Annotated in this window: 26 protein-coding genes and 1 pseudogene; 20 read left to right on the top strand and 7 right to left on the bottom strand. The window is 69.9% G+C overall.

All coding sequences use genetic code 11. The features are described from left to right. Positions 1-79 precede the first annotated feature (79 nt). Positions 80-889: a class I SAM-dependent methyltransferase gene (locus BKH28_RS02055; protein WP_075417279.1), complete on the top strand. Its 810-nt coding sequence runs from the start codon at positions 80-82 to the stop codon at positions 887-889. Positions 890-1,251: 362 nt separating this feature from the next. On the opposite strand, the gene BKH28_RS02050 is transcribed toward BKH28_RS02055, so the two are convergent. Together BKH28_RS02050 and BKH28_RS02045 are read right to left on the bottom strand one after the other, a co-directional pair. Beyond that, entirely contained in the window at positions 1,252-1,629 is a 378-nt protein-coding gene (locus tag BKH28_RS02050; protein WP_075417278.1) for a type II toxin-antitoxin system death-on-curing family toxin, read from the bottom strand. Positions 1,630-1,641: 12 nt separating this feature from the next. Next, on the bottom strand, positions 1,642-1,845 hold the full coding sequence (locus BKH28_RS02045) for a CopG family transcriptional regulator (protein WP_075417277.1): 204 nt from the start codon (positions 1,843-1,845) through the stop codon (positions 1,642-1,644). A gap of 380 nt (positions 1,846-2,225) precedes the next feature. Between BKH28_RS02045 and BKH28_RS02040 the strand changes: the two genes are divergently transcribed. Together BKH28_RS02040 and BKH28_RS02035 are read left to right on the top strand one after the other, a co-directional pair. Further along, positions 2,226-3,758, top strand: a complete 1,533-nt coding sequence (locus BKH28_RS02040; protein ID WP_075417276.1) for an alpha-amylase — start codon at positions 2,226-2,228, stop codon at positions 3,756-3,758. A gap of 97 nt (positions 3,759-3,855) precedes the next feature. Continuing rightward, a complete protein-coding gene (locus BKH28_RS02035) occupies positions 3,856-4,449 on the top strand; it encodes a DJ-1 family glyoxalase III (protein ID WP_075417275.1) in 594 nt (197 codons plus the stop codon). Positions 4,450-4,602: 153 nt separating this feature from the next. On the opposite strand, the gene BKH28_RS02030 is transcribed toward BKH28_RS02035, so the two are convergent. Together BKH28_RS02030 and BKH28_RS02025 are read right to left on the bottom strand one after the other, a co-directional pair. Then, entirely contained in the window at positions 4,603-5,238 is a 636-nt protein-coding gene (locus BKH28_RS02030) for a hypothetical protein (RefSeq protein ID WP_075417274.1), read from the bottom strand. 82 nt (positions 5,239-5,320) lie between these two features. Next, positions 5,321-7,441 carry a PspC domain-containing protein gene (locus BKH28_RS02025; protein ID WP_075417273.1) on the bottom strand — a complete coding sequence of 707 codons (2,121 nt, stop codon included), beginning with the start codon at positions 7,439-7,441 and terminating at the stop codon, positions 5,321-5,323. A gap of 125 nt (positions 7,442-7,566) precedes the next feature. Here BKH28_RS02025 and BKH28_RS02020 point away from each other — a divergent pair, with 125 nt between their 5' ends. The 17 genes from BKH28_RS02020 (at position 7,567) to BKH28_RS01940 (ending at position 23,593) form a co-directional block, all read left to right on the top strand. Further along, positions 7,567-8,934, top strand: a complete 1,368-nt coding sequence (locus BKH28_RS02020) for an ATP-binding protein (RefSeq protein WP_256695435.1) — start codon at positions 7,567-7,569, stop codon at positions 8,932-8,934. Between the two features lie 86 nt (positions 8,935-9,020). Beyond that, complete coding sequence (locus BKH28_RS02015) at positions 9,021-9,734, top strand: response regulator (protein ID WP_081379996.1); 714 nt, start codon at positions 9,021-9,023, stop codon at positions 9,732-9,734. A 127-nt stretch (positions 9,735-9,861) separates the two neighbouring features. After that, positions 9,862-10,632 carry an L-threonylcarbamoyladenylate synthase gene (locus tag BKH28_RS02010; protein WP_075417271.1) on the top strand — a complete coding sequence of 257 codons (771 nt, stop codon included), beginning with the start codon at positions 9,862-9,864 and terminating at the stop codon, positions 10,630-10,632. Continuing rightward, positions 10,629-11,879: an MraY family glycosyltransferase gene (locus tag BKH28_RS02005; protein WP_075417270.1), complete on the top strand. Its 1,251-nt coding sequence runs from the start codon at positions 10,629-10,631 to the stop codon at positions 11,877-11,879. Before BKH28_RS02010 ends, BKH28_RS02005 begins: the two co-directional genes overlap by 4 nt. Further along, positions 11,876-12,337, top strand: a complete 462-nt coding sequence (locus tag BKH28_RS02000; protein WP_075417269.1) for a pseudouridine synthase — start codon at positions 11,876-11,878, stop codon at positions 12,335-12,337. Before BKH28_RS02005 ends, BKH28_RS02000 begins: the two co-directional genes overlap by 4 nt. 209 nt (positions 12,338-12,546) lie before the next feature. Beyond that, positions 12,547-13,419, top strand: a complete 873-nt coding sequence (gene atpB / locus BKH28_RS01995; protein WP_178388816.1) for a F0F1 ATP synthase subunit A — start codon at positions 12,547-12,549, stop codon at positions 13,417-13,419. A 77-nt stretch (positions 13,420-13,496) separates the two neighbouring features. Continuing rightward, the gene (gene atpE / locus BKH28_RS01990; RefSeq protein ID WP_009233409.1) at positions 13,497-13,706 is read left to right on the top strand and encodes an ATP synthase F0 subunit C; all 210 of its coding nucleotides are present in this window, start codon (positions 13,497-13,499) and stop codon (positions 13,704-13,706) included. Continuing rightward, positions 13,706-14,293 (top strand): F0F1 ATP synthase subunit B, encoded by a 588-nt coding sequence (locus BKH28_RS01985; RefSeq protein WP_075417268.1) that lies wholly within the window; start codon positions 13,706-13,708, stop codon positions 14,291-14,293. Before atpE ends, BKH28_RS01985 begins: the two co-directional genes overlap by 1 nt. Continuing rightward, complete coding sequence (locus tag BKH28_RS01980; RefSeq protein ID WP_075417267.1) at positions 14,290-15,105, top strand: F0F1 ATP synthase subunit delta; 816 nt, start codon at positions 14,290-14,292, stop codon at positions 15,103-15,105. Before BKH28_RS01985 ends, BKH28_RS01980 begins: the two co-directional genes overlap by 4 nt. Before the next feature lie 110 nt (positions 15,106-15,215). Next, complete coding sequence (atpA, locus tag BKH28_RS01975) at positions 15,216-16,847, top strand: F0F1 ATP synthase subunit alpha (protein WP_075417266.1); 1,632 nt, start codon at positions 15,216-15,218, stop codon at positions 16,845-16,847. Position 16,848: 1 nt separating this feature from the next. After that, entirely contained in the window at positions 16,849-17,793 is a 945-nt protein-coding gene (locus BKH28_RS01970; protein WP_075417265.1) for a F0F1 ATP synthase subunit gamma, read from the top strand. 91 nt (positions 17,794-17,884) lie between these two features. Continuing rightward, positions 17,885-19,321 carry a F0F1 ATP synthase subunit beta gene (gene atpD / locus BKH28_RS01965; protein WP_075417264.1) on the top strand — a complete coding sequence of 479 codons (1,437 nt, stop codon included), beginning with the start codon at positions 17,885-17,887 and terminating at the stop codon, positions 19,319-19,321. A 45-nt stretch (positions 19,322-19,366) separates the two neighbouring features. Then, the gene (locus BKH28_RS01960) at positions 19,367-19,633 is read left to right on the top strand and encodes a F0F1 ATP synthase subunit epsilon (RefSeq protein WP_075417263.1); all 267 of its coding nucleotides are present in this window, start codon (positions 19,367-19,369) and stop codon (positions 19,631-19,633) included. Between the two features lie 3 nt (positions 19,634-19,636). After that, positions 19,637-20,053 carry a DUF2550 family protein gene (locus BKH28_RS01955; protein ID WP_075417262.1) on the top strand — a complete coding sequence of 139 codons (417 nt, stop codon included), beginning with the start codon at positions 19,637-19,639 and terminating at the stop codon, positions 20,051-20,053. A gap of 237 nt (positions 20,054-20,290) precedes the next feature. Continuing rightward, complete coding sequence (gene nucS / locus BKH28_RS01950) at positions 20,291-20,986, top strand: endonuclease NucS (RefSeq protein WP_075417261.1); 696 nt, start codon at positions 20,291-20,293, stop codon at positions 20,984-20,986. 10 nt (positions 20,987-20,996) lie between these two features. Beyond that, positions 20,997-22,247, top strand: a complete 1,251-nt coding sequence (locus BKH28_RS01945; RefSeq protein WP_075417260.1) for a DNA glycosylase AlkZ-like family protein — start codon at positions 20,997-20,999, stop codon at positions 22,245-22,247. Positions 22,248-22,357: 110 nt separating this feature from the next. Continuing rightward, positions 22,358-23,593: an N-acetylglucosamine-6-phosphate deacetylase gene (locus tag BKH28_RS01940; protein WP_178388815.1), complete on the top strand. Its 1,236-nt coding sequence runs from the start codon at positions 22,358-22,360 to the stop codon at positions 23,591-23,593. A gap of 105 nt (positions 23,594-23,698) precedes the next feature. On the opposite strand, the gene BKH28_RS01935 is transcribed toward BKH28_RS01940, so the two are convergent. From BKH28_RS01935 to BKH28_RS01925, 3 genes and pseudogenes are all read right to left on the bottom strand, one after another. Continuing rightward, positions 23,699-24,484, bottom strand: a complete 786-nt coding sequence (locus tag BKH28_RS01935) for an MBL fold metallo-hydrolase (protein WP_075417258.1) — start codon at positions 24,482-24,484, stop codon at positions 23,699-23,701. A 161-nt stretch (positions 24,485-24,645) separates the two neighbouring features. Continuing rightward, positions 24,646-25,170 (bottom strand): DUF664 domain-containing protein, encoded by a 525-nt coding sequence (locus BKH28_RS01930; RefSeq protein WP_075417257.1) that lies wholly within the window; start codon positions 25,168-25,170, stop codon positions 24,646-24,648. A 491-nt stretch (positions 25,171-25,661) separates the two neighbouring features. Further along, positions 25,662-26,078, bottom strand: a pseudogene (locus BKH28_RS01925) (zinc transporter); the annotation flags it as partial.

The following is a 26,078-nucleotide window of genomic DNA, read 5'->3' as shown; positions in this document are numbered from 1 at the left end:
CTGGGCGTGGGGCTCGGAGACGTATTCCGTTTTCTGACGGCACTGGTGCCCGAATCGCCGGCACCGCAGAATTGACCGCATGAGCGCACACGGGACCGCGGACCTGACCAGTGTCAGCAAGACGATGCTGCTGACCCTCCACGCCAGGGCGGAGCACACGCTCTCCGACCGCCCGCGCTTCACGGACCCCGCCGCCGTCGAGCTCGTCTCTCGGCTCGACTACGACTTCACCTTGGCCGCCCAGGACCGGCTCATGGCCGACGGCGTCGTGCTGCGCACCCTCACACTCGACCCGCTCGTAGCCGGGTACCTGCACACCCACCCCGGCTGCACGGTGGTCAACATCGCCTGCGGGCTCGACACCCGCTTCCAGCGCCTCGACGACGGGCACGTCACCTGGTACGACCTCGACCTGCCCGACGTCATCGCGCTGCGACGTCGGCTGCTCGGGGACGGTGAGCGTCACCGCACGATCGCGGCCTCCGCCCTCGACCCCGCCTGGCCCGACCAGCTGGGGGACGTGAGCCGCGACGTGCTCGTCATCATCGAGGGGCTGAGCATGTATCTAGAGCAGGAGGAGGTGTGCACGCTCCTGGACATCATCGCCGCGCGCCTGCCCGGCGCGACCGTCCTCATCGAGGTCATGCCCCGACTGTTCCAGAAGTACGGCCGGGAGCGCTCAGTGGAGGACGCGGGGGCGCGCTACACCTACGGCTGCTCCAGCGCCTCGGAGTTCCGCCGGACGGTGGCCCCCGGTTACACACTGCTCCACGACGTCCCCTTCACCCAAACCATCGCGCGCTATCACCCCCTGCTCGCGCCTCTGATGCGGCTGCCGCTGGTGGACAAGCTCGCCGAGCGCATCGTGGTGCTGCGAGCCTCGGCCTGAGCGCTGGATGGACGCTGGTCCGGTGCTGGGCCGGGCGTTGGGTAAGGACCTGGCTTGGTGCCGGTCTGGCACTGCTCGGCGCTGGACCGGTGCTGGCTTGGCACTGGTCGGCACGGTACCGACACTAGGCCTGGGCGGCCGATCTCGACGGGGACATTCTGCGCGTGGGGGTGCATTCTCTCCTGGCCGGGGACACCCTGCGCGTAGGGGGACAGGAATCCGGTCCCCGACGGCGTCGAATGCCCCCAGCCGGAACGACATGCCTCCGGCCGCGTGGAATGTCCCCGACGGCGTCGGATGTCCAGGCCCGGAGGGGCGCGTCTCCAAGCCGAGAGATCGACGCCTTGCCCCACAGTGCTGCTCTATTCCGAGCCGTGGCCGTGCCATCGCGATAGGGCCTCAGCGATCTCCTTGAGTGAGAGCTCCCCAGCGGCGACGTCCATCACCAGCCGGTAGGCGTCGTCGTCGGGCGCCTCGACCCAGTGGTCGTTGACGTCCAGGAAGACCAGCGTGGCCAACCACCCCAGGCGCTTGTTGCCATCCACCAGCGGATGATTGCGGACCAGGGAATCGAGCAGAGCCGCCGCCTTCTCATCGATCGTGGCGTAAGCGTCGCGTCCCCAGAGCATGGTTGCAGGTCGGTGCAACGCCGCGTCGAGCAGGCCGAGATCCCGGACCGGTCCCACAGCGAGGTCCCCAATGAGTGACAACGCGTCCTCGAGCGTCAGGTACTCAACCATTTCTGCGCCCGATCAGCGACCAAGGCGTTCCAGGACCTCGGCGTATCGGCTGCGGATGCGGGCGGAGGCGTCCGCGACTCGCTGCTCATGTCCGCGGCGCGCGGCCGCCTCGTGGATCGCCCGGATCGTCGCCTCCTGGCGGCTGACTCCGTCCTCCTCCGCAAGGAGCGCGAGCAGCCGCTCATCCTCTTTGCTCAAACGCAATGTCATCGCCATACGTCCACAGTAGCAGGTGGTACCAGACTGGTATCAGGTGGGGTGTGTTCTCAGGATCGACAAGAGTCTGCGGCTCACCATCGGGGACATTTGGCGCGTGGGGGTGCATTCTCTTCCGGCCGGGGACGCCCTGCGCGTAGGGGGACAGGATTCCGGTCCCCGACGGCGTCGAATGCCCCCGGCCGGAACGACATGCCCCCGGCCGGAACGACCTGTCCCCGGCCGCGTGGAATGTCCCCGGCCGTCGAGACATGTGGGGCACCGGGAGGAACCCTGCGGGGAGGCGCAGAACAACCTGGCATGGGGCAGGCGGACACACACGGGCTTTTCGAACGCGCATTCTGCTGCCGCCTACGGGGAGGACTGGCAGCATCGGATCCGTGACCGAGAACCGCGCCCAGCCCAGCCCCGCCAACCCGGACGACGTCGTCAATCCCCTCCTGCTCCAGGCCTTCGCCTGGGACCTGCCCGCCGACTCGACCCACTGGCGCGTCCTGGCGGACAACGCCTCCCTCCTGGCCGACTGCGGGGTGAGCTCGGTGTGGCTCCCGCCCGCCTACAAGGGACAGGCCGGAGTGGAGGACGTCGGCTACGGCGTCTACGACACCTACGACCTGGGCGAGTTCGACCAGAAGGGCACCGTCCCCACCAAGTACGGCACCAAGGAGGACTACCTCGCCGCCATCGAGGCCCTGCACGCGGCCGGCATCAGCGTCGTGGCCGACATCGTCCTCAACCACCGCATGGGCGGCGATGACACCGAGGTCGTGCGCGCCATCCCGGTCGACCCCCACGACCGCATGCGCCCCATCGGCGATACCGAGGAGATCACCGCCTGGACCCGCTACACCTTCCCGGGGCGCAACGGTGCCCACTCGGACTTCACCTGGGACTGGACCTGCTTCCACGGCACCGACTGGGACGAGGCCCGCCACCAGCAGGGCGTGTGGCTCTTCGAGGGCAAGCAGTGGAACGAGAACGTCAACGATGAGCTCGGCAACTACGACTACCTCATGGGCTCCGACGTCCACGTCACCGACCCCGCCGTCAGCGCCGAGATGGATCGCTGGGGGCGCTGGTACGTGGAGACCACCGGCGTCGACGGCCTGCGCCTGGACGCTCTCAAGCACGTCGGCGCCGACTTCTTCGCCCGCTGGCTGCCCGAGCTGCGACGCGCCACCGGGCGCGCCCTGCCAGCCGTGGGCGAGTACTGGACCCGCGACGTCGCCGAGCTGGAGGGCTACCTGGAGGCCGTTCCCTTCATGAGCCTGTTCGACGTCCCCCTCCACTTCCACCTGCACGCCGCCTCCACCTCCAACGGCGACGTCGACCTGTCCCGCCTCTTCGAGGGCACTCTCGTGGCATCCGATCCCGCCCGCGCCGTGACCTTCGTGGAGAACCACGACACCCAGCCGGGTCAGTCGCTGGCCTCCACCATCGAGTCGTGGTTCAAGCCCTCGGCCTACGCCCTCATCCTGCTGCGCGAGGCCGGGACCCCCTGCGTCTTCTGGGGCGACCTGTTCGGCACCCCCGAGACCGGTGACCTGCCGGCCGTCACCGAGCTGCCGCTGCTCATGACCATGCGGCGCGCACTGGCCCACGGCCCCCAGCACGATTACCTCGACGGGCCCGACCTCATCGGCTTCGCGCGCGAGGGCGACGATGCCCACCCCGGCTCCGGGCTCGCCGTCGTCCTGTCCGACCGCAGGGCCGCCACCAAGCGTCTCCACGTCGGGGCTCGGCACGCCGGCGAGCAGTGGATCTGCGTCCTGGGCGGGCACGAGCCGGTCACTGTCGCCGACGACGGCGACGTCGAGCTTGCCGTATCCGACGGCGGCCTGAGCGTCTACGCGCCCGAGACCGCCAAGCCGATCCTGGACAACGCCGAGCAGCACCTCCTGCGCCAGCGCTGAGTCATGGTGCCGGCGCCTGCCTTCCCGGCCGATGCTGCGGGCGCGTAGGGTGACGGTGGCAGCCACACGCATCTGAGCCGACCTTCCTGGAGGAGACATGCCCGCTTTCCACGCGCCCACCGACCAGAGGACCGATAAGGCCGTCGCCGTCTTCATCGCGCCGGGACTGGAGGAGGTCGAGGCGCTGGCGACCGTGGACATCCTCTTCCGCGCCGGAATCCCGACGACGATGATCTCAGTGACCCCTGAGCGGACCGTCACCTCCTCCCACAACATCGTCGTCACCTGCGACCTCACCCTGGCCGAGGCGAACCTGGCCGACTACGACATGCTCGTCCTGCCCGGTGGCATCCCCGGCACCCCCAACCTCAAGGCCGTCGAGCCGCTCATGGCCGCGGTCACCGAGCGCGTGCGCGCCGGCCGGCCGGTGGCCGCCATCTGCGCCGCCCCCTCGATCCTGGCCGAGCTGGGTCTGCTCGAGGGCCGCCAGGCGACGTCGAACCCGGGCTTCATCAGCGTGCTCGCCGAGCACGGGGCGCAGGTCAGCCAGGCCGCCGTCGTAACCGACGGCCCTGTCATCACCTCCCGCGGCATGGGCACCGCCATCGACTTCGGCCTGGAGATCGTGCGCCACTACCTCGGTGAGGAGGCCGTCGACGACGTCAAGGCCAAGATCGTCTACCAGGGCTGATATCCACTCTTGTCGTTGTCTGGTCCCGGTGAGTTTTCCCTGACGTAATACGCCGCGAGGACGCACGTTCGGGCTTGCGGCCTCACCTTGGAGGTGCAGTCGGCGAGTTCCGAGGTGCGTCCTCGCGGTTCTACGGGGTGGATGCCGGGCGGATCAGGGTTTGCTGCTGCGGTGCTTCTTGGGGATGAGGGCCGCGACGACGAGCAGGCCCCCCAGCCCGGCCAGGCAGGCGATGGCCGTCGTCGTGAAGTCGAAGCGCAGCCCCAGGCCCGCCGCGATGAGCAGCCCACCTATGAGGAGCAGGAAGGCCCCCCACAGGAGCGTGGACCCCTTGATGTCCTGGGGTGCCTGAGGTCGCTGGTCATGACCGGCCACCGTCCCGGCGCTCCACACCGGGCCCGGCGTCGACGACGCGGGTGCCGGGTCCGCGGACGTGACGCGGCCCTTGCCGTTCTTACCTTCCCGTCCGAAGGGATCGGTATCGAAGGCGGTGGAGAATCCGTTCTGGTTCTGGGCTGAGCTCGCGGCCGGAGAGGTGGGTGCATCGGTTGGCGCTTCCGCCTTGCTCTTAGCGTCGGCATCGTCGGTACGGGCGACCTGATCGGTACCGCCCGGTGCGCCTTCGGTGCTCAGGACATCAGTAGCGACACCGTCGGAGGTGGGAAGCGGCATGGTGAGTGGTCGGGTGTCGCCGGAAGCCGGAAAGGGCCTCGTGGCGTCCTCGCCGATCGTCTCGGTGCTGTTCTTGCCGGCGTCGTCGGGCGACGTCGTGGACGAGGTACTGCTCATTGGGGGTCTCCTTGGATAGGGGCCGGGACGTGCCCGGGGACGAGTTCTGGTGGCTGAAACGAGTGCGGAGGCGCGGGTGCGATCAGCCGGCATCCGCCGGGGTGGCCGTGGCGGACTGCTTGGTGGGCGCCGGGGACGGTGTCGGAGCGTCCGATCCGGAGGGGCTCGGGGTCGCACCGGGCTGTGCGGCGCCCTGCCCGGACAGGGTCTTGTGCACGCAGGAGTCGTAGGAGGGGCGCTCCGCGGAGGTCAGGTCGGACAGGTTGCTCCAGCTGACATCCTCGCTGCGGTCGTCCCCGCCCACGCTCTCGTGGGCCGTGCGGATGCAGGCCTCGGCGTCCTTGGCCGTGATGGCCTGGTGGTTCATACCCGGAACCGGCAGAGCATCACCGTGGGCATCGCCCTTCTCGTCGTACCAGGAGCTGACGATCCACACGGGCTCGTCGGTGCTGCCGTACCAGGAGACGGTGTTGCTGTACTCCTCGACGTTGATCGTCCCGGTGTCCACCGAGGCGTTGATCGTGATCTCCGGCCGCCCGTCACTACTACTGGGGGAGGCCAGGGTGCGTTTGACGTCCAGCCCGCCGTTGGAGCTGCTGTAGGTGGAGATGCTCTTGCCGGTCACGTCATAGCGACGTGTGTCGTCTTCCTGATCCATCTGTCGGCCGTTGACGGTCCAGGCCCGGGCGACCTGTGAGTCGACCGCCCCCATATCGACGTCGGCCTTGACCGTCACCCGCTGGTTGGTGTCGGTCTTGATACGCAGGGTTCCGACGTCGAGGTGGGTGGTGATGGTGGAGAGCTTGCCTGCCTCTGCAGCGGGCATGTCGCGCAGATCCAGGGTGAGGTCGCCGATGCTCTTGCTGTAGGTGACGCTGCCACTGCTGGCCGACGCCGTCAGCTCCTTCCAGGTCACCGTGGTCGAGGCGGCGGTGGTCGAGTCCTTGAGGGTCTCGAAGGGCATGCGGGCCAGGCTCGTGGGGACGATCGAGGCTGTGGCCAGAGCGGGGATCGCAACGACGAACAGGACCGGCCAGCCCAGTACCGTCATCCAGCCGCCGTGCCGACGGCGCAGGCCACTGGCGACGATGCCCGCTCCCAGGATGGCGACCAGGGTGCCGATGAGGATGAACTGGCCCTGGATGAGGCCGACGCGATGGGTTGCCGTGGCGTACCAGATGCCCGCTCCGGTCAGGAGTCCCAGGCCCAGGACCGCCAGCGACAGCGAGGAACCGGGGCCGGGACGGCGCGGGCGCGGTGGACGGGCCGGCATGGGCGCCGGCTGGTAGGGCGGGTACTGCCGGTAGGAGCGGCTCTGCCAGCTCTGGCCGCCGGCCGGCTGGTTGAAGGCCGGGGCGCCGGAGCCGGGCGTCGAGGAGGCCCAGGCCGGCATGGAGCCCGCTGCGGAGCTCGCGGTCGGAGCGAAGTCCCCGGCCTGACTGGCCTGACCGTCCTGGCTACCGGGGTGGGCGCCGGGGGCCTGAGCGGCGCCGGGAGCGCCGGTCTGCCAGGGCTGGGGTCCCTGAGGGCCTCGAGCGGCCTGTCGGTTCGCGCGCCGGTTCTGGGCGCTGCGGATGAGGAAGACTGCGCCCAGGACGATCAACCCCAACCAGAACAGGGTCCACAGGGCGGCGGCGATCCCCGCGGCACCCGCATCATGGGCGTACCAGCTGGGGATGAAACCGCTGCCGATTGTCGCCATACCGACGATCAGCATCCCGATGGCCCCTGCCAGGCCCGCGTTGAAACGGCCGGAGAGGGCCTCCTCCAGGTGGATGCGCCCATCGGACTCCTCGGGCAGGAGGGCCCAGCCCAGGACGTAGAGGACCAGTCCGACACCGGTGAAGAGTGAGAGCACCACCCACACGCAACGCACCAGGGTGGGATCCAGGCCGAAGCGGTACGCCACGCCTCCGGCCACGCCCGCGATCCAGCGCTCGTTGGTGCGCATGAGGCCCGAGCCGCGCAGGGAGTCGAAGAAGCGGTGGGTCGAGCCACCCTGAGGCCCGGGCCGCGGTCCGCCGTACTGCTGGAAGGAGGGCGGGGGGCCCGCCTGCGGACCGTACTGCGGGCCCTGCTGGGAATCGCGCTGGGCGCCAGCGGCGCCGTGGGGGGTGGAAGGAGCGGAGGTCTCGGAGGAAGTGGAGGAATCGGAGCCGGTGGGAGAGTCACCGTCAGACGGGGAAGCGGGCATGTCGTTCATGTCAACAATTCTTCGCGTCAAGGACCTGCGGCACGATCAGGGGAACCCCTGAATGATCCCGGATTGTCCCCCGAATCCCCCGGGGGACAATCGGATCGGCGACCCTGACGTGCCACGATGGTGCCATGACGACAGCTCAGCAGCGGGGTGCGCAGCCCGGGCCGACCGCAGGCGGGCGGGCGTACTCCTGGAGCCCTCCGCAGCAGTTGCAGCGACGCCCCCCTCTGCGTCGTCTGCCCCATCACCTGGGGCCGGCTCCGGCTGACTTGTCCATGGAGACCGCCCGAATGCGCCGGCCCGCGCGCATCGCCGGTGTCTGCGCGGGACTGGGCCTCCATCTGGGCGTCCCCGTGCGATACATCCGTGCGGTCATGGTCGTCCTCGCCCTCGGCGGCGGTGCGGGCGCCCTGCTCTATGCCCTGCTGTGGGCGACCCTCCCCGGGGAGAACGGTCCGGCAGGCGATGACCCCGCCTCGGCGGTCTCCCGTGCCCGCCTGGCGGCCCGTCTCAGGGGTGGGAGAGGCGCTGCAGACCGCCGAACCGACGGCGGAGCCGCCCTGGGCCTGTCGCAGACGGTCATCGACGGCGGCGCACTCCTCCTGGCGGCCCTCTTCCTGGCCTCCTGGCGCTTCGGGCTGCTGGACCGGATCGGGGCGGTGGGGATCATCATCGTCGTCATCACGGGGGCGGCCCTGGCATGGTCGCAGATGGACAACCTCGTCGGCCCGGACCGCAACCTGGGTGCTGTCCTGCGGGTCGCGGGCGGGGTGTGTCTGGCCGTCGTCGGCATCCTGGTGTGGGTGGCCGCGGACAGCACCCCCTACAAGCTCATTTCCGGGCTCATCACCGGAGGGGCGCTCGTGGCGGCCATCGGCGTGGTCCTGGCGCCCCTGTGGCTGCGGACCAACCGGGCCCTGGCCGACACCCGCACCGCCGAGATCCGCGAGGCCGAGCGCGCTGACATCGCCGCCCACCTGCACGACTCCGTCCTCCAGACCCTCACCCTCATCCGCAAGCGCGCCGACGAGCCCGAGACGGTGGCCCGCCTGGCCCGCTCCCAGGAGCGCGAGCTGCGCGCCTGGCTCTACACCGACCGTCCGGCGCCGGGCACCTCCGTGGCCGACGCCTTCACCGACCTGGCCGGTGAGATCGAGGACCGCTACGGCGTGGCCGTCGATGCCGTGTGCGTCGGCGACCGGGTCCCCGACCGCGACACCGAGGTCATCGTCGCCGCCGCCCGGGAGGCCCTGTCCAATGCGGTGCGCCACGGCGCCCCACCGGTCTCCCTCTACGTCGAGGCCGGCGACCAGGGCCTGGAGGTGTTCGTGCGAGATCACGGCCCCGGCTTCGACCTCGACACCATCGCCGAGGACCGTCACGGCGTGCGCGAGTCCATCATCGCCCGCATGGAGCGCCACGGCGGCAGCGCCCGAGTGCGCCGCATGTCCAGCGGCACCGAAGTGGTGCTGGCTCTGCCTGAGCGAACCCACTGAGCCCGTCTATCGTTGAGCCCGTCCCACTCGGCCTCACTCGACCCCTTGATCCTTCATCACCCCACGTCACCACCAGGAAGACCCCCATGGCTGACACGCCCGCCGGTACCACAACAGACCACCACCAGCCCGCCGAGGCGAGCGCGCCCCTGCGGGTCCTGGTCGTCGACGATCACGCCCTGGTCCGCTCCGGGGTGCGCTCCGAGCTGACCGCCCACGCTCCCGACCTGGACGTCATTGCCGAGGCCGACGACGTCGAGGGCGCCATCGCGGCCGTCCACGCCCTGCGGCCCGACGTCGTCCTGCTCGACGTCCACCTGCCCGGCGGCAACGGTGGGGGAGGGGCCGAGGTCGTCGCCTCCTGCCACGACGTCCCCGAGACGCGCTTGCTGGCCCTGAGCGTCTCAGACGCCAGCGACGACGTCGTCGGTGTCATCCGGGCCGGTGCCCGCGGCTACGTCACCAAGGCGATCTCCACCGAGGATCTGGCCCAGGCCGTGCGGCGAGTGGCCGCCGGAGACGCCGCCTTCTCCCCGCGCCTGGCCGGATTCGTCCTGGACGCCTTCGGCGCCGGAGCGGGTGAGGTGGCCGTGGCCGACACCGAGCTCGACCGCCTCTCGGCGCGTGAGCGGGAGGTCATGCGACTCATCGCCCGCGGCTACACCTACAAGGAGTGCGCCTCCGAGCTGTTCATCTCGGTCAAGACCGTCGAGACCCACGTCTCCGCGGTCCTGCGCAAGCTCCAGCTGTCCAACCGCAACGAGCTCACCCGCTGGGCCGTGGCCCGCCGCATCGTGTAGGAATCGGGCTCGTCCCAGGAACGAACCGGGGATACGCGGGTGAGGGAGGCCCGGTGCGTGACGGTCTGACATCGCGTCTGGGCCCACACTGCCGCACTGTCCCGTCGACGGCCCGATCCGTGGCAGGATGCGGGGCGTGAGCCACCCCCCGCAGCCCTCCGCGAGCACCGCTCATCCCCACCCCGACCCTCTCCAACCGGCCTGCGAGCACCTGCGCGCAGGCGGGCTCGTCATCCTGCCCACGGACACCGTCTACGGCATCGGGTGCGACGCCGCCGACGCCGGGGCGGTCGAGCGGCTGCTGGCCGCCAAGGGGCGCGGACGCCAGATGCCCCCGCCGGTCCTCGTGGCCGACCCCACCGATCTGACGGGGCTCGTCGCCCAGGTTCCCGACGCCGCCCGCGCCCTCATGGAGGCCTTCTGGCCGGGGGCGCTGACCCTCATCCTCGACGCCGATGAGACCCTGACCTGGGACCTGGGGGAGACCCGTGGCACCCTCGCCGTGCGCATGCCCGCCCATGAGCTCGCCCTGAATCTCCTGCGCCGCAGCGGCCCGCTGGCCGTCACTTCCGCCAACCTCACCGGCGCACCGCCCGCCACCGACGCCGCCTCCGCCCGGGCCGCCTTCCCCGGGCGGGTCCGGTGCGTCGAAGAGATCGCGCCGGGTGCTGAAGGCGCCGGCGCCACCCGGCCAGAGGACATCCTGCTGCTCGATGGCGGAGCCACCCCCGGACCGGTTCCCTCCACCATCGTCACGCTCGCCGGGGAGCACGCCCGTGCCCCCCGGATCCTGCGCCAGGGTGCCTTGGCGCTGGATGACCTGGAGCGAGTGGCCGGCGTCGCCCTGTCCGAACGAATGGCAGAGGCGGCGCAGGACAGGAAGGAGGCGGGTGCGTGAAGGTCTACCTCCTGGTCATGGCCATTGCCACTGCGACCACCTACGTGGCCGTGCCGATCGTCCGGCACATCGCCCTGGTGGGTAACGCGCTCACCCCCGTGCGGGCCCGTGACGTCCACTCCACGCCCATCCCGCGCCTGGGCGGCGTGGCCATGTTCTTCGGCCTGTTCTCCGCGATCTCCGTGGCCTCCACGATCCCCTACCTCTCCGACGTCATCGACTCCAGCGCCTGGGCGGTGGTCCTGGGGGCGGGACTGGTGTGCCTGCTCGGCGTCGTCGACGACCTGTGGGAGCTGGACTGGATGACCAAGCTCGCCGGTCAGATCCTGGCCGCCGGCGTCATGGCCTGGCAGGGTGTCCAGCTCCTCACCTTCCCCGTGGCGGGGCTGACGATCGGCTCCTCACGACTGTCCCTCGTCTCCACCGTCATCGTCGTGGTGGCCGCCATCAATGCCGTCAACTTCGTCGACGGGCTCGACGGGCTGGCGGCCGGCATCATCGGGATCGGCTCGACCGCCTTCTTCCTGTACACCTACGTCCTCACCCGCGCCACGAGCCCGGGCTCCTACAGCTCCTTGGCCGCCACCATCGTGGCCGCGCTCATCGGCGTGTGCGTGGGCTTCCTGCCCCACAACTTCAATCCCGCCACCATCTTCATGGGAGACTCCGGGGCGATGCAGCTGGGACTGGTCTCGGCCGCCTCCACCATCATCGTCACCGGGCAGATCGACCCGGGCAGCTTCGACGGCTCACGCGCCCTGCCCGCCTTCATGCCGATCCTCCTGCCGCTGGCGGTGCTCCTGCTGCCCCTGACCGACATGATCATGGCGATCGTGCGCCGCACCCGAAAGGGGCTGAGTCCCACCCACCCCGATCGCATGCACATGCACCATCGGCTCCTGGCCGCCGGGCACTCCCACCGCCGTGCGGTGCTGGTGATGTACCTGTGGGCGGCGGTCGCCTCCTTCCCCGTGGCCGCCATGGCCTTCTTCCCCCTGCCCTGGGTGCTGGCGGGGCTCGCCATTGCGGTCCTGTTGGCCTTCGTCGTCACCGTCGACCTCATGCCCGGGGTGCGCCACGGCCTGAGCTCAGCGCTGCGCCGTCGCCAGGACCGTCAGGAGCAGCGGATCGTCATCTCCCGCAACGTCTCGGGGACCGGTGAGGTGACGCGCCCGGCCGAGGGGCAGGCGCCGCAGGGGATCGCCCTGTCGGCGCCGTCCGGCCCCTCTGAAAGGACACGCCAGTGAGCGAGACGACTCCCACGAACGCCCACGCACTGCGTGAGGCCTCAGCCCGGCTGCGCCGAATCCTCTCCGTGGCCGCCGTGATCCTGGTGGCCGGCGAGGCCCTGTGGTGCCTCATCGGCGGAGCCCGCGGCGCCGTGGCCCAGCCGCTGGGCACGCTGCTGGCCGCAGTGGGGGCCACGACGCTGCTCCTGGCCGCGACCTGGTGGTTCCTGGACCGCATGGTCCACTCCGACACGGGAACCCTGGTGGCCTGGATGGCAGGCGGATATCTGGGAAAGGTCGCGCTCCTGGCGGTGGGGCTCCTGGGAGGCAGGGCCCTGGGATGTGACACCAGAGTGATTGGGGTCTCACTCATTGTGGCGATCCTGGTGGGCATGTTCGCAGAGTCGACCGTGCTGGCGCAGGCGCGAATCCTTGCGGTGGAGCCGAAGAAGGGTGATTCTGAGGGTCGCCCCTGACCGGTGGGTGGGGCTGGTTGTCGGGGCGGGTGGCTGCAACGGGCCGCAACGAGGTGTCCCGTTTGCTTCGTGAGAACCCTGTGAGGCGCTAGCATGGCCCGTGATTAGCGTGCCTGTCAGGACAGGCCCCGAAGCGTGAGAGACATTGGGAGGAACTCCTGTCCACCAACACCGTCACCGAGAACGGCGTGGCAGCCGACGACGTCGCCGTGCCGCGGACGGCTGACGCCAAGCCGTTCACTAAACCGCTGTGGTACTGGGTGCTCCTGATCGTCCTGGTCGCTGTCATCGCACTGACCGCGGTGCCCGCCTTCACTCAGCACCCGCACTCGCCCAGCGTCGAGGACTTCTTCCCTGAGGCGCTCTTTGGTGAGGGCACTTTCATGGAGTTCAACCGCCTCACCTTCGTCCGCCTGGTCATGGGGGGACTCCTGTGCCTGACCCTGGGACTGGCTGCCGCCCGCCGCTTCAGGCTGGTTCCCGGACGCGGCCAGGCCCTGCTGGAGATCATCGCCGACTTCGTGCGCAGCAACGTGGCCTTCATGCTCCTGGGCAACAAGAACGGCCGCCGTTTCGCCCCGCTGCTGGGCACCCTCTTCCTGGGCGTGCTCGCCATGAACCTCTCCGGCGTCATTCCGGGCCTCAACATCGCCGCCTCCTCGGTGGTCGCCGTGCCCATGGTGTTCGCGGCCCTGACCTACATCACCTTCATCGGCGCCGGCATCAAGGAGCAGGGGGCCGGGCACTTCTTCGCCGCCCAGCTCTTCCCTCCCGGGCTGCCCAAGGCGATGTACCTGCTCATCACCCCCATTGAGTTCCTCTCGAACTTCATCGTGCGGCCGGTGACGCTCACCCTGCGTCTGCTGTGCAACATGGTCTCCGGGCACCTGCTGCTCGGCATGACATTCTTCGGCACCACCAGCCTGCTTCTTCACCTCCAGGCATCCTCGACGATCAGCGTCCTCACCGGTACCGCCATGATCGTGGTGACATTGTTCGAGGTCTTCGTGGCGATTCTGCAGGCGTACATCTTCACCATCCTCAGCGCCGTCTACATCAAGCTCTCCATCGAGGCCCATTAGACGCCACGGTGCGTCGACCCTAGCCTCTTCCACCGACCCCACCTGCGCCACCCGGCGCCAGAAAGAAGGAACCGCATATGTCCCTCACCGCGCTCGCATACGTCGGCTACGGCCTGGCCACGCTCGGCCCGGGCATCGGCATCGGCCTGCTCGTCGGCAAGACCCAGGAGGCCACGGCTCGTCAGCCCGAGGTGGCCGGACGCCTGTTCACCAACATGATCATCGGCGCGGGCATGGTCGAGGCCCTCGGCCTCATCGGCTTCGTCCTGCCGCTCGTCGTCAAGTGATGCTTCCCCTGGCTGCCGAGGGCGGGCAGGGCGGAGGCACGGCCTTCATCCTTCCCCCGGCCTATGAGATCTTCTGGGCGGCGATCGTCCTCCTGCTCATCCTCCTGGTGGTGGGCCGCTACGCCCTGCCCCGGCTCTACGCCGTCCTGGACGAGCGCGCCCGGCGCATCCAGGAGGGCCTCGACCTGGCCGACAAGGCAAAGCAGGACCAGGCCGACGCCGAGAAGCGCGCCACCCGGCTCGTGGACGAGGCCCGCCGAGAGGCCGCCCGCATCCGCGACAACGCCCAGAGCGAGGCCAAGGAGATCGTCGCCAAGGCCCGCACCGACGCCCAGGCGGAGGCCGCCGGCATCATCGAGGGCGCCCAGCGTCAGATCCTGGCCGAGAAGCAGGCCGCGCAGATCTCGCTGCGCACCGACGTCGGCATGCTCGCCTCCACCCTGGCCGAGCGCATCGTCGGTGAGCACCTGAGCGACACCGCCCTGTCCGAGCGGGTCATCGACCGCTTCCTCGACGAGCTCGAGACCATGGAGCCGGTTGAGGGACTCGACGCCGGCGTCGACTCCTCTGCGGAGGCGACGCGGTGAGAACAGGAACTGCCGCCACCCGTGAGACCGTGAGCCAGGCCTGGAGCCCGGTGCTCACGGCCGCGGGCGTCGAGGGCCAGGAGCTGGGTCGCCAGATCCTCGCCCTGGCCCACCAGGTCGCCGTCCACTCGCTGTCCGCGCCGCTGACCGACCCGGGCCGGGATGCCGAGGACAAGGTGGCCCTTGCCCGCCGGCTCTTCACCGGCACCGTGGACGAGCGCGTCGTCGACCTGCTCAGCGCCATGGTCCGCGGCCGCTGGTCCAAGGCAGTCGACCTGGTCTCCGCCCTCCACGACCTGGGCATCGAGGCGATCCTCGCCGGTGCTCACGCGGGCGGCTCGGCGGAGGAGATCGAGCAGCAGCTCTTCGAGGTCCACGAGCAGATCGCCGACAACCGCGAGCTGCGCGAGGCCCTGACCCCCTCACGCCGCACCGGCACCGAGGCCCGGGTCCGCTTGGCAGAGGGCGTCTTCGCGCCCCACATCAGCGCCCCCGCCATGAGCCTGGTGGACTGGTGCGTGCGGCACCACGCCGAGGGCGGGCCGCTGCGCAACCTGCGCCGCGTCGTCGAGCTGGCCGCCGAGATGCGTCAGCGCACCATCGTCGACGTCGTCACCGCCATCCCCATGACCTCGGCCCAGGAGGAGCGCCTGCGCACCATCCTGGAGCGCCGCCTGGGCACCAGGATCGACCTCAACTGCGAGGTCGACTCCGCGGTCATCGGCGGAGCCCGCATCTCGACGCGGAACTACGTCATGGACCGCACCGTGCGCAGCGCCGTCGCCGAGCTGCGCACCCGGCTGGCGGGCTAGCCCGCTCATCGCACGCCGACCCACAACTTCACCACCCCACCCCACCCCGCGCCGTCGTCGCTCACGCCCAGCGCCGCCGGCCCCCAGAACGCAACCAGCAAGGAGACGAGATGGCAGAGCTGACCATCAGGCCCGAGGAGATCCGCTCGGCCCTGAACGAGTTCGCCGAGTCCTACAAGCCCGCCGAGGTCGCGGCCGAGGAGGTCGGGCACGTCGTCTTCGCCGCTGACGGCATCGCGCACGTCGAGGGCCTACCCGGCGTCATGGCCAACGAGCTGCTCACCTTCGAGGACGGCACCGCCGGCCTGGCCATGAACCTCGAGGAGCGCAGGATCGGCGTCGTCGTCCTGGGATCCTTCGACGGCATCGACGAGGGCCAGGTCGTGCGCCGTACCGGAGAGGTCCTTTCCGTGCCCGTGGGCGACGCCTACCTGGGCCGCGTCGTCGACCCGCTGGGCCGGCCCATCGACGGCCTGGGCGAGATCGAGGCCGAGGGACGCCGTGCCCTGGAGCTCCAGGCCCCCGGCGTCATGTCCCGCAAGTCCGTCCACGAGCCCCTCCAGACCGGGCTCAAGGCCATCGACTCGATGATCCCGATCGGCCGCGGCCAGCGTCAGCTCATCATCGGCGACCGCCAGACCGGCAAGACCGCCATCGCCCTGGACACGATCCTCAACCAGAAGGACGCCTGGGAGTCCGGAGACCCGAACAAGCAGGTGCGTTGCATCTACGTGGCCACCGGACAGAAGGGCTCCACCATCGCCGCCGTGCGCGCCACTCTGGAGGAGCGCGGCGCCCTGGAGTACACCACCATCGTGGCCTCCCCGGCCTCCGACCCGGCCGGCTTCAAGTACCTGTCGCCCTACACGGGCTCGGCCATCGGTCAGCACTGGATGTACCAGGGCAAGCACGTCCTCATCGTCTTCGACGACCTGTCCAAGCAGGCCGAGGCCTACCGCGCCGTCTCCCTGCTGCTGCGCCGTCCGCCGGGCCGTGAGGCCTACCCCGGTGACGTCTTCTACCTCCACTCGCGCCTGCTGGAGCGCTGCTCCAAGCTCTCCGACGACCTGGGGGCGGGCTCCATGACCGGGCTGCCGATCATCGAGACCAAGGCCAATGACGTCTCGGCCTACATCCCCACCAACGTCATCTCCATCACCGACGGGCAGATCTTCCTCCAGTCCGACCTGTTCAACGCCGACCAGCGCCCCGCCGTCGACGTCGGCATCTCCGTGTCCCGAGTGGGCGGCGCCGCCCAGGTCAAGGCCATGAAGAAGGTCGCCGGAACTCTCAAGATCACTCTGGCCCAGTACCGCTCCATGCAGGCCTTCGCGATGTTCGCCTCCGACCTGGACGCCGCTACCCGCGCCCAGCTCACCCGCGGTGAGCGCCTCATGGAGCTGCTCAAGCAGCCCCAGTACACGCCGTACCCGGTGGCCGAGCAGGTCGCCAGCGTCTGGGCCGGCACCAAGGGATACCTCGACGACATCGACGTCTCCGACGTCCTGCCCTTCGAGGCCGCCTTCCTGGACCACCTGCGACGCAACACCGACATCCTGGACACCATCGAGTCCACCGGGCAGCTCACTGACGAGACCGAGGAGGCCCTGGTCAAGGCCGTCGAGGACTTCCGGCGCACCTTCGCCTCCGGTGAGCAGATGCTGGGCGCCCAGGTCGCCGAGCCCGAGGAGGAGCCCGCCGCCGAGAGGACCACCGAGCAGCTCGTGGTCAAGAGGGGCTGACGTGGCAGGAAACCAGCGCGTCTACAAGCAGCGCATTCGATCGACCCAGACCCTCCAGAAGGTGTTCCGGGCGATGGAGCTCATCGCCTCGTCCCGGATCGGGCAGGCGCGCCGCAACGCGCAGGAGGCCTCACCCTACGATCACGCCCTGAGCCAGGCGGTGGCCGCGCTGGGGACCTACTCCCGCTTCGAGCACCCCATCACCCAGAAGCGCACCGACACCAAGCGCGTGGCGATCCTCGTGGTCACCTCCGACCGCGGTATGGCCGGCGCCTACTCGGCCACCATCCTGCGCGAGACCGGCCGCCTCATCGAGGAGCTGGTCAAGGACGGCAAGGAGCCGGTGATCTTCACCTTCGGCCGGCGCGCCCAGAGCTACTTCAGCTTCCGCGGCACGCCCATCGAGTTCTCCTGGACGGGGCAGTCGGACCGTCCCAGCGACGAGGCCATTGAGGAGGTGGCCACCACCCTGCTGGACTACTTCCTCCAGCCGGCCGAGGCCGGCGGCGTGGCCGAGGTCCACATCGTCTTCACCCGCTACGTCTCGATGGTCTCCCAGGTCCCCGAGGTGCGTCGCATGCTGCCGCTCAAGGTGGTCGACGTCGAGGGGGCCGGTGAGCTCGACGACGCCGGCAACGAGGCCCTGGAGAAGGAGCTGGCGGCCAAGCGCGGCAGCTCCATGCCGCTCTACGAGTTCGAGCCCGGGGCCTCCGAGGTGCTCGACGCCCTCCTGACCCGCTACATGGGCTCCCGCATCCGCAACGCCCTGCTGCAGTCGGCCGCCTCCGAGCTGGCCAGCCGCCAGCAGGCCATGCACACGGCCACGGACAACGCCGAGGACCTCATCATCACCTACACCCGCCTGGCCAACGCGGCACGCCAGGGCGACATCACCCAGGAGATCACTGAGATCGTCTCGGGTGCCGACGCCCTGGGGACCGAATAGGCCGGGCCGCCCCGACGTCGTCGAGAACCCACACAGACTCACCTCACCGAGCAGGACCCCTCTCAGCTCTGGAAGATACGGAAGAACGCACATGGCTGACACCACCACCCCCGGGACGGGACGCATCACCCGCATCATCGGCGCCGTCGTCGACGTCGAGTTCCCGCCTGATGCGATCCCGGCGATGTACAACGCCCTCAAGGTGACCGTCCAGGCCACCAGTGCCGGCGAGGAGCCCCACGAGATCACCCTCGAGGTCGCCCAGCACCTGGGTGACAACATCGTGCGCACGATCTCCCTCAAGCCCACCGACGGCCTCGTGCGCGGCTCGCAGGTGCGCGACACCGGCGCGCCGATCTCCGTGCCCGTGGGCGACGTGACCAAGGGGCACGTCTTCAACGTCACCGGCGACGTCCTCAACCTCGGTCCCGGCGAGCAGCTGGAGATCACCGAGCGCTGGCCCATCCACCGCCAGCCCCCGGCCTTCGACCAGCTCGAGTCCAAGGAGCAGATGTTCGAGACCGGCATCAAGGTCATCGACCTGCTCACCCCCTACGTGCAGGGCGGCAAGATCGGCCTGTTCGGCGGCGCCGGCGTGGGCAAGACCGTCCTCATCCAGGAGATGATCCAGCGCGTGGCCCAGAACCATGGCGGTGTCTCCGTGTTCGCCGGCGTGGGGGAGCGCACCCGTGAGGGCAACGACCTCATCGTCGAGATGGACGAGGCCGGCGTGTTCGACAAGACCGCCCTGGTCTTCGGCCAGATGGATGAGCCGCCGGGCACGCGTCTGCGCGTGGCCCTGTCCGCCCTGACGATGGCCGAGTACTTCCGTGACGTCCAGCACCAGGACGTGCTGCTGTTCATCGACAACATCTTCCGCTTCACCCAGGCCGGCTCCGAGGTGTCCACGCTGCTGGGCCGCATGCCCTCGGCCGTGGGCTACCAGCCCAACCTGGCCGACGAGATGGGCCAGCTCCAGGAGCGCATCACCTCCGCCGGCGGTCACTCCATCACCTCCCTGCAGGCGATCTACGTGCCCGCCGACGACTACACCGACCCGGCGCCGGCCACGACCTTCGCCCACCTGGACGCCACCACCGAGCTCAGCCGTGAGATCGCCTCGCGAGGCATCTACCCGGCCGTGGACCCGCTGACCTCCACCTCGCGTCTCCTGGCCCCCGGCTACGTGGGCCAGGAGCACTACGACGTCGCCACCCGCGTGAAGTCCATCCTCCAGAAGAACAAGGAGCTCCAGGACATCATCGCGATCCTCGGTGTCGACGAGCTCGGCGAGGAGGACAAGGTGACGGTGGCCCGTGCCCGCCGTATCGAGCAGTTCCTGTCCCAGAACACCTACATGGCGGAGAAGTTCACCGGCGTGGCCGGCTCCACCGTGCCGCTGTCGGAGACCATCGAGGCGTTCCGCCGCATCTGCGACGGTGAGTACGATGACCTGCCGGAGCAGGCATTCTTCAACATCGGTGGCATCGAGGACCTGGAGCGTCGCGCCGCCGAGCTCAAGGCCTGAGTCGTTAGGATCCGGATACAGCCGGGCGCAGGAAAGGAGGGGGACATGGCCTTACATGTTGAGGTGGTCTCGCCGGCGGGTGAGGCCTGGACCGGTGAGGCGACGCAGGTCTCCGTGCCCCTGATCAACGGGGAGCTGGGGGTCCTGCCGGGCCGTCAGCCCCTCCTGGCGGTCCTGGGGTCCGGTCCGGTGCGACTGAGTCCCATCGACGGCGAGATGTGCAGTATCGAGGTGTCCGGCGGCTTCTGCTCCGTGGACCACGATGTCATCACGATCGCCGCCGACCATGTGAAGCAGGGCGCGGAGGCCTGAGGCATGGGGCAGCACGTGTGGATGATCGTGGCGCTCGTCGTCATCGTCCTCGTGCTGCTGGCAGGCGGGTTCCTGGCACGCCTGCGCTACCTGGCCGGGCAGGTCGGCTCCTTCGAGTGCGCCCTGCGTCCACGCGGGGCGCAGCGCTGGCTGAGCGGGGTCGCCTCCTTCCGGCTCGACTCCCTGGAGTGGTACCGCCTCGTGTCCTTCTCCACCAGGCCGTCACGCTCATGGAGCCGCTTGAACCTGGAGCTCTCCGAGGCCCGGCGCCGCCGGGAGCAGGGACGCGTCGTCGAGGTCCACTGCGTGGACGCCACCCGCAGCCCCGAGGGCTTCGACCTGGCCATGATGGAGGAGTCGCACTCGGCGCTGATCGCCTGGGTGGAGTCCGCCTCGCCCGAGCAACCCAGGCTCTTCTGAGACCCGACGCCGGGGCTCATCGGCCGGATCGGCGACGTACTTTTCAGCCGAGGACTGCGTTTTCCTCCAGGCCACTGGGGTCCGCCCCCAGTCATCTGGAGGAGAACGCAGTCCTCGATCGCGAAGTACGTTCTCGACGGTGGAGCAGGGGAGGTGAGGCCGGCGGGTGACACGATGCTCAGGCCCGCCGGCCCCGGCATCGCTCCGGGCCTAGGCCCGCCCCGCTAGGGTGGACGGGTGCGCCTCGTTATTGCCTCCTGCTCCGTCGACTACTCCGGCCGCCTGGACGCTCACCTGCCCCGGGCCACCCGCGTGCTCATGCTCAAGGCCGACGGCTCGGTCCTCATCCACTCCGACGGCGGCTCCTACAAGCCCCTGAACTGGATGAGCGCCCCGGCCCGCCTGGCCGTCACCGAGCCGGACGAGGAGGCCGCCGCCGACGGCGTGCGCGAGGTCTGGGAGGTGAGTGCCGCCAAAACCGACGACCGCCTCGTCATCCGCGTCTTCGAGACCATCTCCGACGTCAGCCACGAGCTGGGCGTGGACCCCGGGCTCACCAAGGACGGCGTCGAGGCCCACCTCCAGGAGCTCCTGGCCGAGCAGATCGAGGTCCTGGGTGCCGGCTACCGCCTGGTACGCCGCGAGTTCCCCACCGCTATCGGCCCGGTCGACATCATGGCCAAGGACGCCGAGGGCCGCTCCGTGGCCGTGGAGATCAAGCGCGTTGGCGGGATCGACGGCGTCGAGCAGCTCACCCGCTACCTCGAGCTGCTCGACCGCGACCCGCTGCTGACCCCCGTCCAGGGCGTCTTCGCCGCCCAGACGATCAAGCCGCAGGCGCGCGTCCTGGCCGAGGACCGCGGCATCCGCTGCGTCACCCTCGACTACGACGCCATGCGCGGCATGGACGACCCGACCTCCCGCCTGTTCTAAGGAGTCAGCCGTGCCCGCCGCCCGCGCCTCCTCCGCAACGCTGCCGACCGAGGTGAGCCTGGCCCGCATTATCTCCCAGGGCCTCATCCCGGCCACCGCCGCGCCCGACGTCGTCGCGGCAGTGAGTCGCCAGCTCGCCATCCAGGGACAGCAGGTCTCCGCCGTCCCCCACGCCCTGCTCGTGCGTGCCCCGCAGGCCACTCCGGCCGACGTCGAGTCCGCCTTCGCGCGAGGCGACCTCGTGCGCTCCTGGCCCATGCGCGGCACCGTCCACATCACTACTTCCGCCGACCACCACTGGCTGCGGGCCGCCCTCATGCACCGCACCGAGGCCTGGGTCCGGCGCAGCGAGGCCGACTACGGCGTCGATACCGCCCTGTGCGAGCGCGCCGCCGAGGTGGCCCTGGACCTCATCGATGACCAGGGCCCGCTGACGCGCTCGGTGCTGCTTGCGGCCTGGCAGGAGGCCGGCCTCATGGAGGCCTTCCGCGGCGAGGACGTCTCCTCCTACCGGCGTCGTCACCTCCTGGTGCGACTCCAGCGCGAGGGGATCCTCGTTCAGGGGCCGCGGGCCGGCAACGAGCACCTCGTCGTGGACGCGCGTACCCTGCCCGACGCCGACTCCGGGCCCGCCGGCGCAGGCGTCGCCCACGGAGGGGCCGGCCACCGCGCCGCCTGCGCGCACATCGCCTACCGCTACGCGGCCGGCCACGGTCCGGTCAGCGCCGAGGACCTGGCTCGCTGGACCACGCTGCCCAAGACGCAGGCCGCCCGCGCCCTGGAGGATGTCGTCGAGCTGGGGGAGGAGCATGTCTCAGCCGAGGGCGCCGGTGATCCGGACGAGCACCGCGTCCCGCTCGTGCGGGCGGTCGCCGAGGGCGGGGCGCGCGGAAGCCTGCGGGCGCTCGGCCCCGGCGAGTCGGCCCCGAAGGCCGGCCTGCTCTACATGCGCGCTGACCTGCCCGACCTCCTGTCCGCCCACCGCGGCACCGCGCAGGCCACGCACTTCCTGGGCTCCTTCGACGAGCTGCACGTGGGTTACAAGGACCGCTCCTGCCTCACCGATGACGACGGCGAACGCCTCATCTGCCCGGCGAGCAACGGCATGTTCCGCCCGATCCTGGTGGACCGCGGCCGTCTCGTCGCCGTGCGGCCGGTCGGCGAGGGCCTGCTGTGGAAGGGCGGGGCGGCGCCGTCGGCCCGCGTGGAGCGCGACGTCAACCGGGCCGTCACCCGCATGGAGCAGCGCCTGGCCGGGTGACTGAAGCGGAACCGGCTTTTCGCCCGCGCAGTGTGGGGGAGAAGACGTCCTGAAGGAGGTTGTCTGATGTCTGGAGTAGTGACAGAATCCGACTCATGAGCAACGAAGCCATGCAGGTCCGCGCACTTCGGGGGCGCGTCGTCACCCCCGACCACATCATCGACGACGGTGTGGTCGTCCTGTCCGGATCCCATATCGCGTGGGTCGGGCCCGCTGACCAGGCCGCCCGGGCCGGCTTCGGAGACGTCGTCGAGCAGGCGCAGGCCGCCCCCGAGGGCGGCTACCTCCTGCCGGGACTGGTGGACGTCCACTGCCACGGTGGGGGCGGTGAGTCCTTCCCCAACGCCGAGTCCGCCGAGCAGGCGATGGTCTCTGTGCTCGAGCACCGCCGCTTCGGCACCACCTCGCTCGTGGCCTCCTGCGTGACGGCCGCCCCCGACGTCCTGCGCGCGCGCACCCGGGTCCTGGCCGGGCTGTGCGAGGACGGCGAGCTCGCCGGCATCCACTTCGAGGGGCCCTTCGTCTCGGTGGAGCGCTGCGGCGCCCAGGACCCCACCTACATCATCGACCCTGACGCCGCCCTGACCCGTGAGCTCATCGAGCTCGGCGGCGGGCACGTCGTCACCATGACGATCGCCCCGGAGAAGCCCGGAATCACCGGTGACGACGGCGTCAACGCGGCCCTCATCGAGGGCGGGGCGCTGCCCTCCTTCGGGCACACCGACTCCGAGGCCGCCCCCGTACGCGCCGCCCTGGCCGACGCCGCCGCCCGCATCGCCGAGCGCCTCGAGACCGGTCAGCCGGTCCGTGCCCCGCGCTCGACCGCCACCCACCTGTTCAACGGCATGCGCCCCATGCACCACCGCAAGCCCGGGCCCGTGCCCGAGTTCCTGGCGGCCGCCCAGCGCGGCGAGTGCGTCCTGGAGATGATCGGCGACGGCGTGCACTTGAACCCCGCCATCGTCCTGGACATGTTCGAGACCCTGGGGCGTGACAACGTCGTCCTGGTCACCGACGCCATGGCCGCGGCCGGCATGGCCGATGGCGACTACGTGCTGGGCTCCCAGCCGGTCACCGTGGCCGACGGCGTCGCCCGCCTCACCGAGGGCGGTGCGATCGCCGGGGGGACCGCCCACCTCATCGACGTCGTGCGCACCACCTGGCGCGGGGGAGTCGACCTGGTCGACGCCGTCTACGCCGCCAGCGTCCAGGGCGCGCAGGTCCTCGGCGACTCGTCCGTGGGAGCGCTGCGGGCGGGTCTGTGGGCCGACGTCGTCGTCACTGACGCGGACCTGCGGCCCGTGGCCGTGCTGCGCCGTGGCGAGGTGGTGGAGCCCGCCGCCTGATCCTCCCGCACCACCGGCCCACGCGGGCCCCAGCAGTCTCTTGTCATGTGGGAGCCGTTCGCCCCGACCTGAACCGCCAGGTCGGGGCGAACGTGTGGTGCTGCCTCAGCGCGGCTCGAAGCTGAGCGCCTGGCCGTCGTCGGGGATGAGTAGCCTTTCGGAGAAGCCCTGCTCGGTGGCGGTCTTCCTGAGCTGCTCCTTCGAGGTGCCCCAGTGGTTGACCGCCTCCATGTGGACCGCCACGATGGTCGCCTCGGGGGCGGCCCGGCTGATCCGCACCACTTCGGCGTCGTCGAGAAGGAGTCGTCCCAGCGGGGTGCTGTTGCCGCCGGTGTTGGCCACGATGACCTGCGGGGCGAAGTTCCTCAGTGCGGTCTCCAGCCCCTCGAACCAGACCGTGTCTCCAGTGAAGTAGACGGTCGGTTCGCCGTCGGTCCTGAGGACGACACCCATGGTGGCCGCGGTCCCGGTGACTTCCTCGAGAAGTGGAACCAGACCGGGGCTGTCGTAGTGCTGGCCCTCCGCCCGGTTCAGCGTCACCTGGCCGATGCGTGCCTCACCGTCCAGAATCCGCACGTCCTTGAAACCTGAGGCGGTGACGACGTCGGCATCGAACTGGTCCTGGACAATGATCGGCATGTCCTTGGGAACGGCCTGGGCGGCCGCGTCGTCCCAGTGGTCGATGTGAGAGTGGGTGACGATGACGACGTCGACGCCGTTGAGGATCTCCTCGACCGGGATCGGCAGGTCGTTGAGGGGGTTGCGCTCGTCGCCGCGTAGCGAGGGGAAGGGGTCGAGGGTGCCCTTCTTCGAGAGCATGGGGTCGATGAGGAACGTGGTGCCGCCGTAGGACAGTTTGACGGTGGCGTTGCGGAGCTGAAGGAGTTCCATCGAGGTCCTTTCCAGATTTGGTGAGTGTAAATACGAGCGTTTGCCTCGCAAGGGGCCGCGGGCGGCGAGACGCTACGTGGTGTTGCTGAGTGAATCCGGGGACGGGCTGAGCCCTCCCGAAGGCCTGTGTGTGATCCGGGTCGGTTTCGTGGGTGTCGGGCTCAGCCGGGCAGGCCCAGGAGCCGGCGGGTGTAGACGGCCTGGCCGGAGTGCTGGGCGGCGTCGTCGATGATCGAGGCCAGGCGCACGGCGCGGGTGACGGGCGGGTCCCAGGAGTCGTCGATGACGTCGTCGAGCGTTACGGGCGCCAGGGAGCGCAGGTAGCTGGTGGCCAGCGCGTAGGCGTCATCGAGGTAGGCTGTCAGGACGGAGAGGTCGCCGACGACGACCTGGGCGGCCTCCTCGGGCGTGTGGCGCCAGTCCTGGGTGTTGTCGGGCAGGGGCAGGGCGAAGCGCTCGCGGTGGCCGGCGGTGATCCAGACGGGCTCGACGCCCGCCAAGGGTGCGATCTGGGTGTCGAGCTCGCGGGCCGTGTGCCAGGCCAGCCAGGTCAGGGAGTCGATGCGGGGTGCCAGCTCCGGGGTGGGTTGCGTGTTGGCCTGCTCGAGCGTGACGCCATCGAAGGCGCGGTCGAAGCGCTCGCGGGACCGGGACAAGATGTCGATGAGCATCTCAAGAGTCGTCATGATGTCAGGTTATGTGTTGGACCTGGGTGGCGGTGGGGCCGATGAGGAACTGAGAGCCGTGAGCGGGGGACCCACCTCTGGGAGATGGTGTTTTGGCGCCAGGATGTTGGCTCGCATCGCGTGAGCTGAGACGGTGGGATGTGAGGTTCGGTGGATGAGCCGGCTGCCGCATCCGCTGATGGACTCCGGGAGCCCGGTGAGGTTGCGTGGGGGCCGGTCTGCTTTGGGACACGGTGTGTACCACCAGTGGATGACGGTGTCCGTTGGGCCTCGGCGGTGCGTTGTGAGGCCTTGGTGTCACGATTGGCGACTTTTGGGGCGTTGATCGGTTGCCGTGCCCGATCCTGTACGTCTCTGACCCGCGCATACGTACCAGAGCGCGACGGTTATCGGCCAGGTTCGCGTCTAAGAGTCGCCCACAGTGACACCACTCGTAGAGCGAGCTGGCGGCCTACCCTCCGGCCGCGTGCGCTGGTGTCTGGGGTGGGGAGTTAGTGGCCTTGGGCTTCTTCGGCGTCGTCGGTGAGGTAGGTGATGATGCGGACGAGGTCGTAGGGGGTGGAGGTTTCGGTGGTGGTGATGGTGCCGTCGATGGGGCGCCAGGTGGTGTCGCCTTGGGGGCGGTAGCGGGTGGTCCAGGTGGTGGTCAGGGTGGTGGTGACGGCGGTGGCGGTGTGCTGGTAGTGGTGGGTGACGGTCTGGTTGGGGTAGGGGGCTCCGGGGTCGGTGGTGGTTGTGGTGGTGCCGTCTCCCCAGTTCCAGGTGTAGGAGGTGGGGGTGAACTCGACCTCGATGGGGGTGCCCAGGATGGTGGTGGTCTGGTAGCGCACGGCGGGGTTGGTGTAGACGATGAAGGGCATGGAGATGACGACCTGCGGCCCTGGGGGCTGACGGGTGATGCCCGAGCC

The organism is Actinomyces oris (genome assembly GCF_001937665.1).
Lineage (GTDB): Bacteria > Actinomycetota > Actinomycetes > Actinomycetales > Actinomycetaceae > Actinomyces > Actinomyces stomatis.
Note: the sequence above shows the minus strand (reverse complement) of the source record. Positions and strands in the feature narration are given on the sequence as shown.

Bases quoted from the DNA above. Each gene is read 5' to 3' on its own strand.
- BKH28_RS02055 (WP_075417279.1), top strand. From the start codon at position 80: ATGAGCGCACACGGGACCGCGGACCTGACCAGTGTCAGCAAGACGATG.
- BKH28_RS02050 (WP_075417278.1), bottom strand. From the start codon at position 1,629: ATGGTTGAGTACCTGACGCTCGAGGACGCGTTGTCACTCATTGGGGAC.
- BKH28_RS02045 (WP_075417277.1), bottom strand. From the start codon at position 1,845: ATGGCGATGACATTGCGTTTGAGCAAAGAGGATGAGCGGCTGCTCGCG.
- BKH28_RS02035 (WP_075417275.1), top strand. From the start codon at position 3,856: ATGCCCGCTTTCCACGCGCCCACCGACCAGAGGACCGATAAGGCCGTC.
- BKH28_RS02030 (WP_075417274.1), bottom strand. From the start codon at position 5,238: ATGAGCAGTACCTCGTCCACGACGTCGCCCGACGACGCCGGCAAGAAC.
- BKH28_RS02025 (WP_075417273.1), bottom strand. From the start codon at position 7,441: ATGAACGACATGCCCGCTTCCCCGTCTGACGGTGACTCTCCCACCGGC.
- BKH28_RS02020 (WP_256695435.1), top strand. From the start codon at position 7,567: ATGACGACAGCTCAGCAGCGGGGTGCGCAGCCCGGGCCGACCGCAGGC.
- BKH28_RS02015 (WP_081379996.1), top strand. From the start codon at position 9,021: ATGGCTGACACGCCCGCCGGTACCACAACAGACCACCACCAGCCCGCC.
- BKH28_RS02010 (WP_075417271.1), top strand. From the start codon at position 9,862: ATGCGGGGCGTGAGCCACCCCCCGCAGCCCTCCGCGAGCACCGCTCAT.
- atpE (WP_009233409.1), top strand. From the start codon at position 13,497: ATGTCCCTCACCGCGCTCGCATACGTCGGCTACGGCCTGGCCACGCTC.
- BKH28_RS01985 (WP_075417268.1), top strand. From the start codon at position 13,706: ATGCTTCCCCTGGCTGCCGAGGGCGGGCAGGGCGGAGGCACGGCCTTC.
- atpA (WP_075417266.1), top strand. From the start codon at position 15,216: ATGGCAGAGCTGACCATCAGGCCCGAGGAGATCCGCTCGGCCCTGAAC.
- atpD (WP_075417264.1), top strand. From the start codon at position 17,885: ATGGCTGACACCACCACCCCCGGGACGGGACGCATCACCCGCATCATC.
- BKH28_RS01960 (WP_075417263.1), top strand. From the start codon at position 19,367: ATGGCCTTACATGTTGAGGTGGTCTCGCCGGCGGGTGAGGCCTGGACC.
- BKH28_RS01955 (WP_075417262.1), top strand. From the start codon at position 19,637: ATGGGGCAGCACGTGTGGATGATCGTGGCGCTCGTCGTCATCGTCCTC.
- BKH28_RS01940 (WP_178388815.1), top strand. From the start codon at position 22,358: ATGCAGGTCCGCGCACTTCGGGGGCGCGTCGTCACCCCCGACCACATC.
- BKH28_RS01935 (WP_075417258.1), bottom strand. From the start codon at position 24,484: ATGGAACTCCTTCAGCTCCGCAACGCCACCGTCAAACTGTCCTACGGC.
- BKH28_RS01930 (WP_075417257.1), bottom strand. From the start codon at position 25,170: ATGACGACTCTTGAGATGCTCATCGACATCTTGTCCCGGTCCCGCGAG.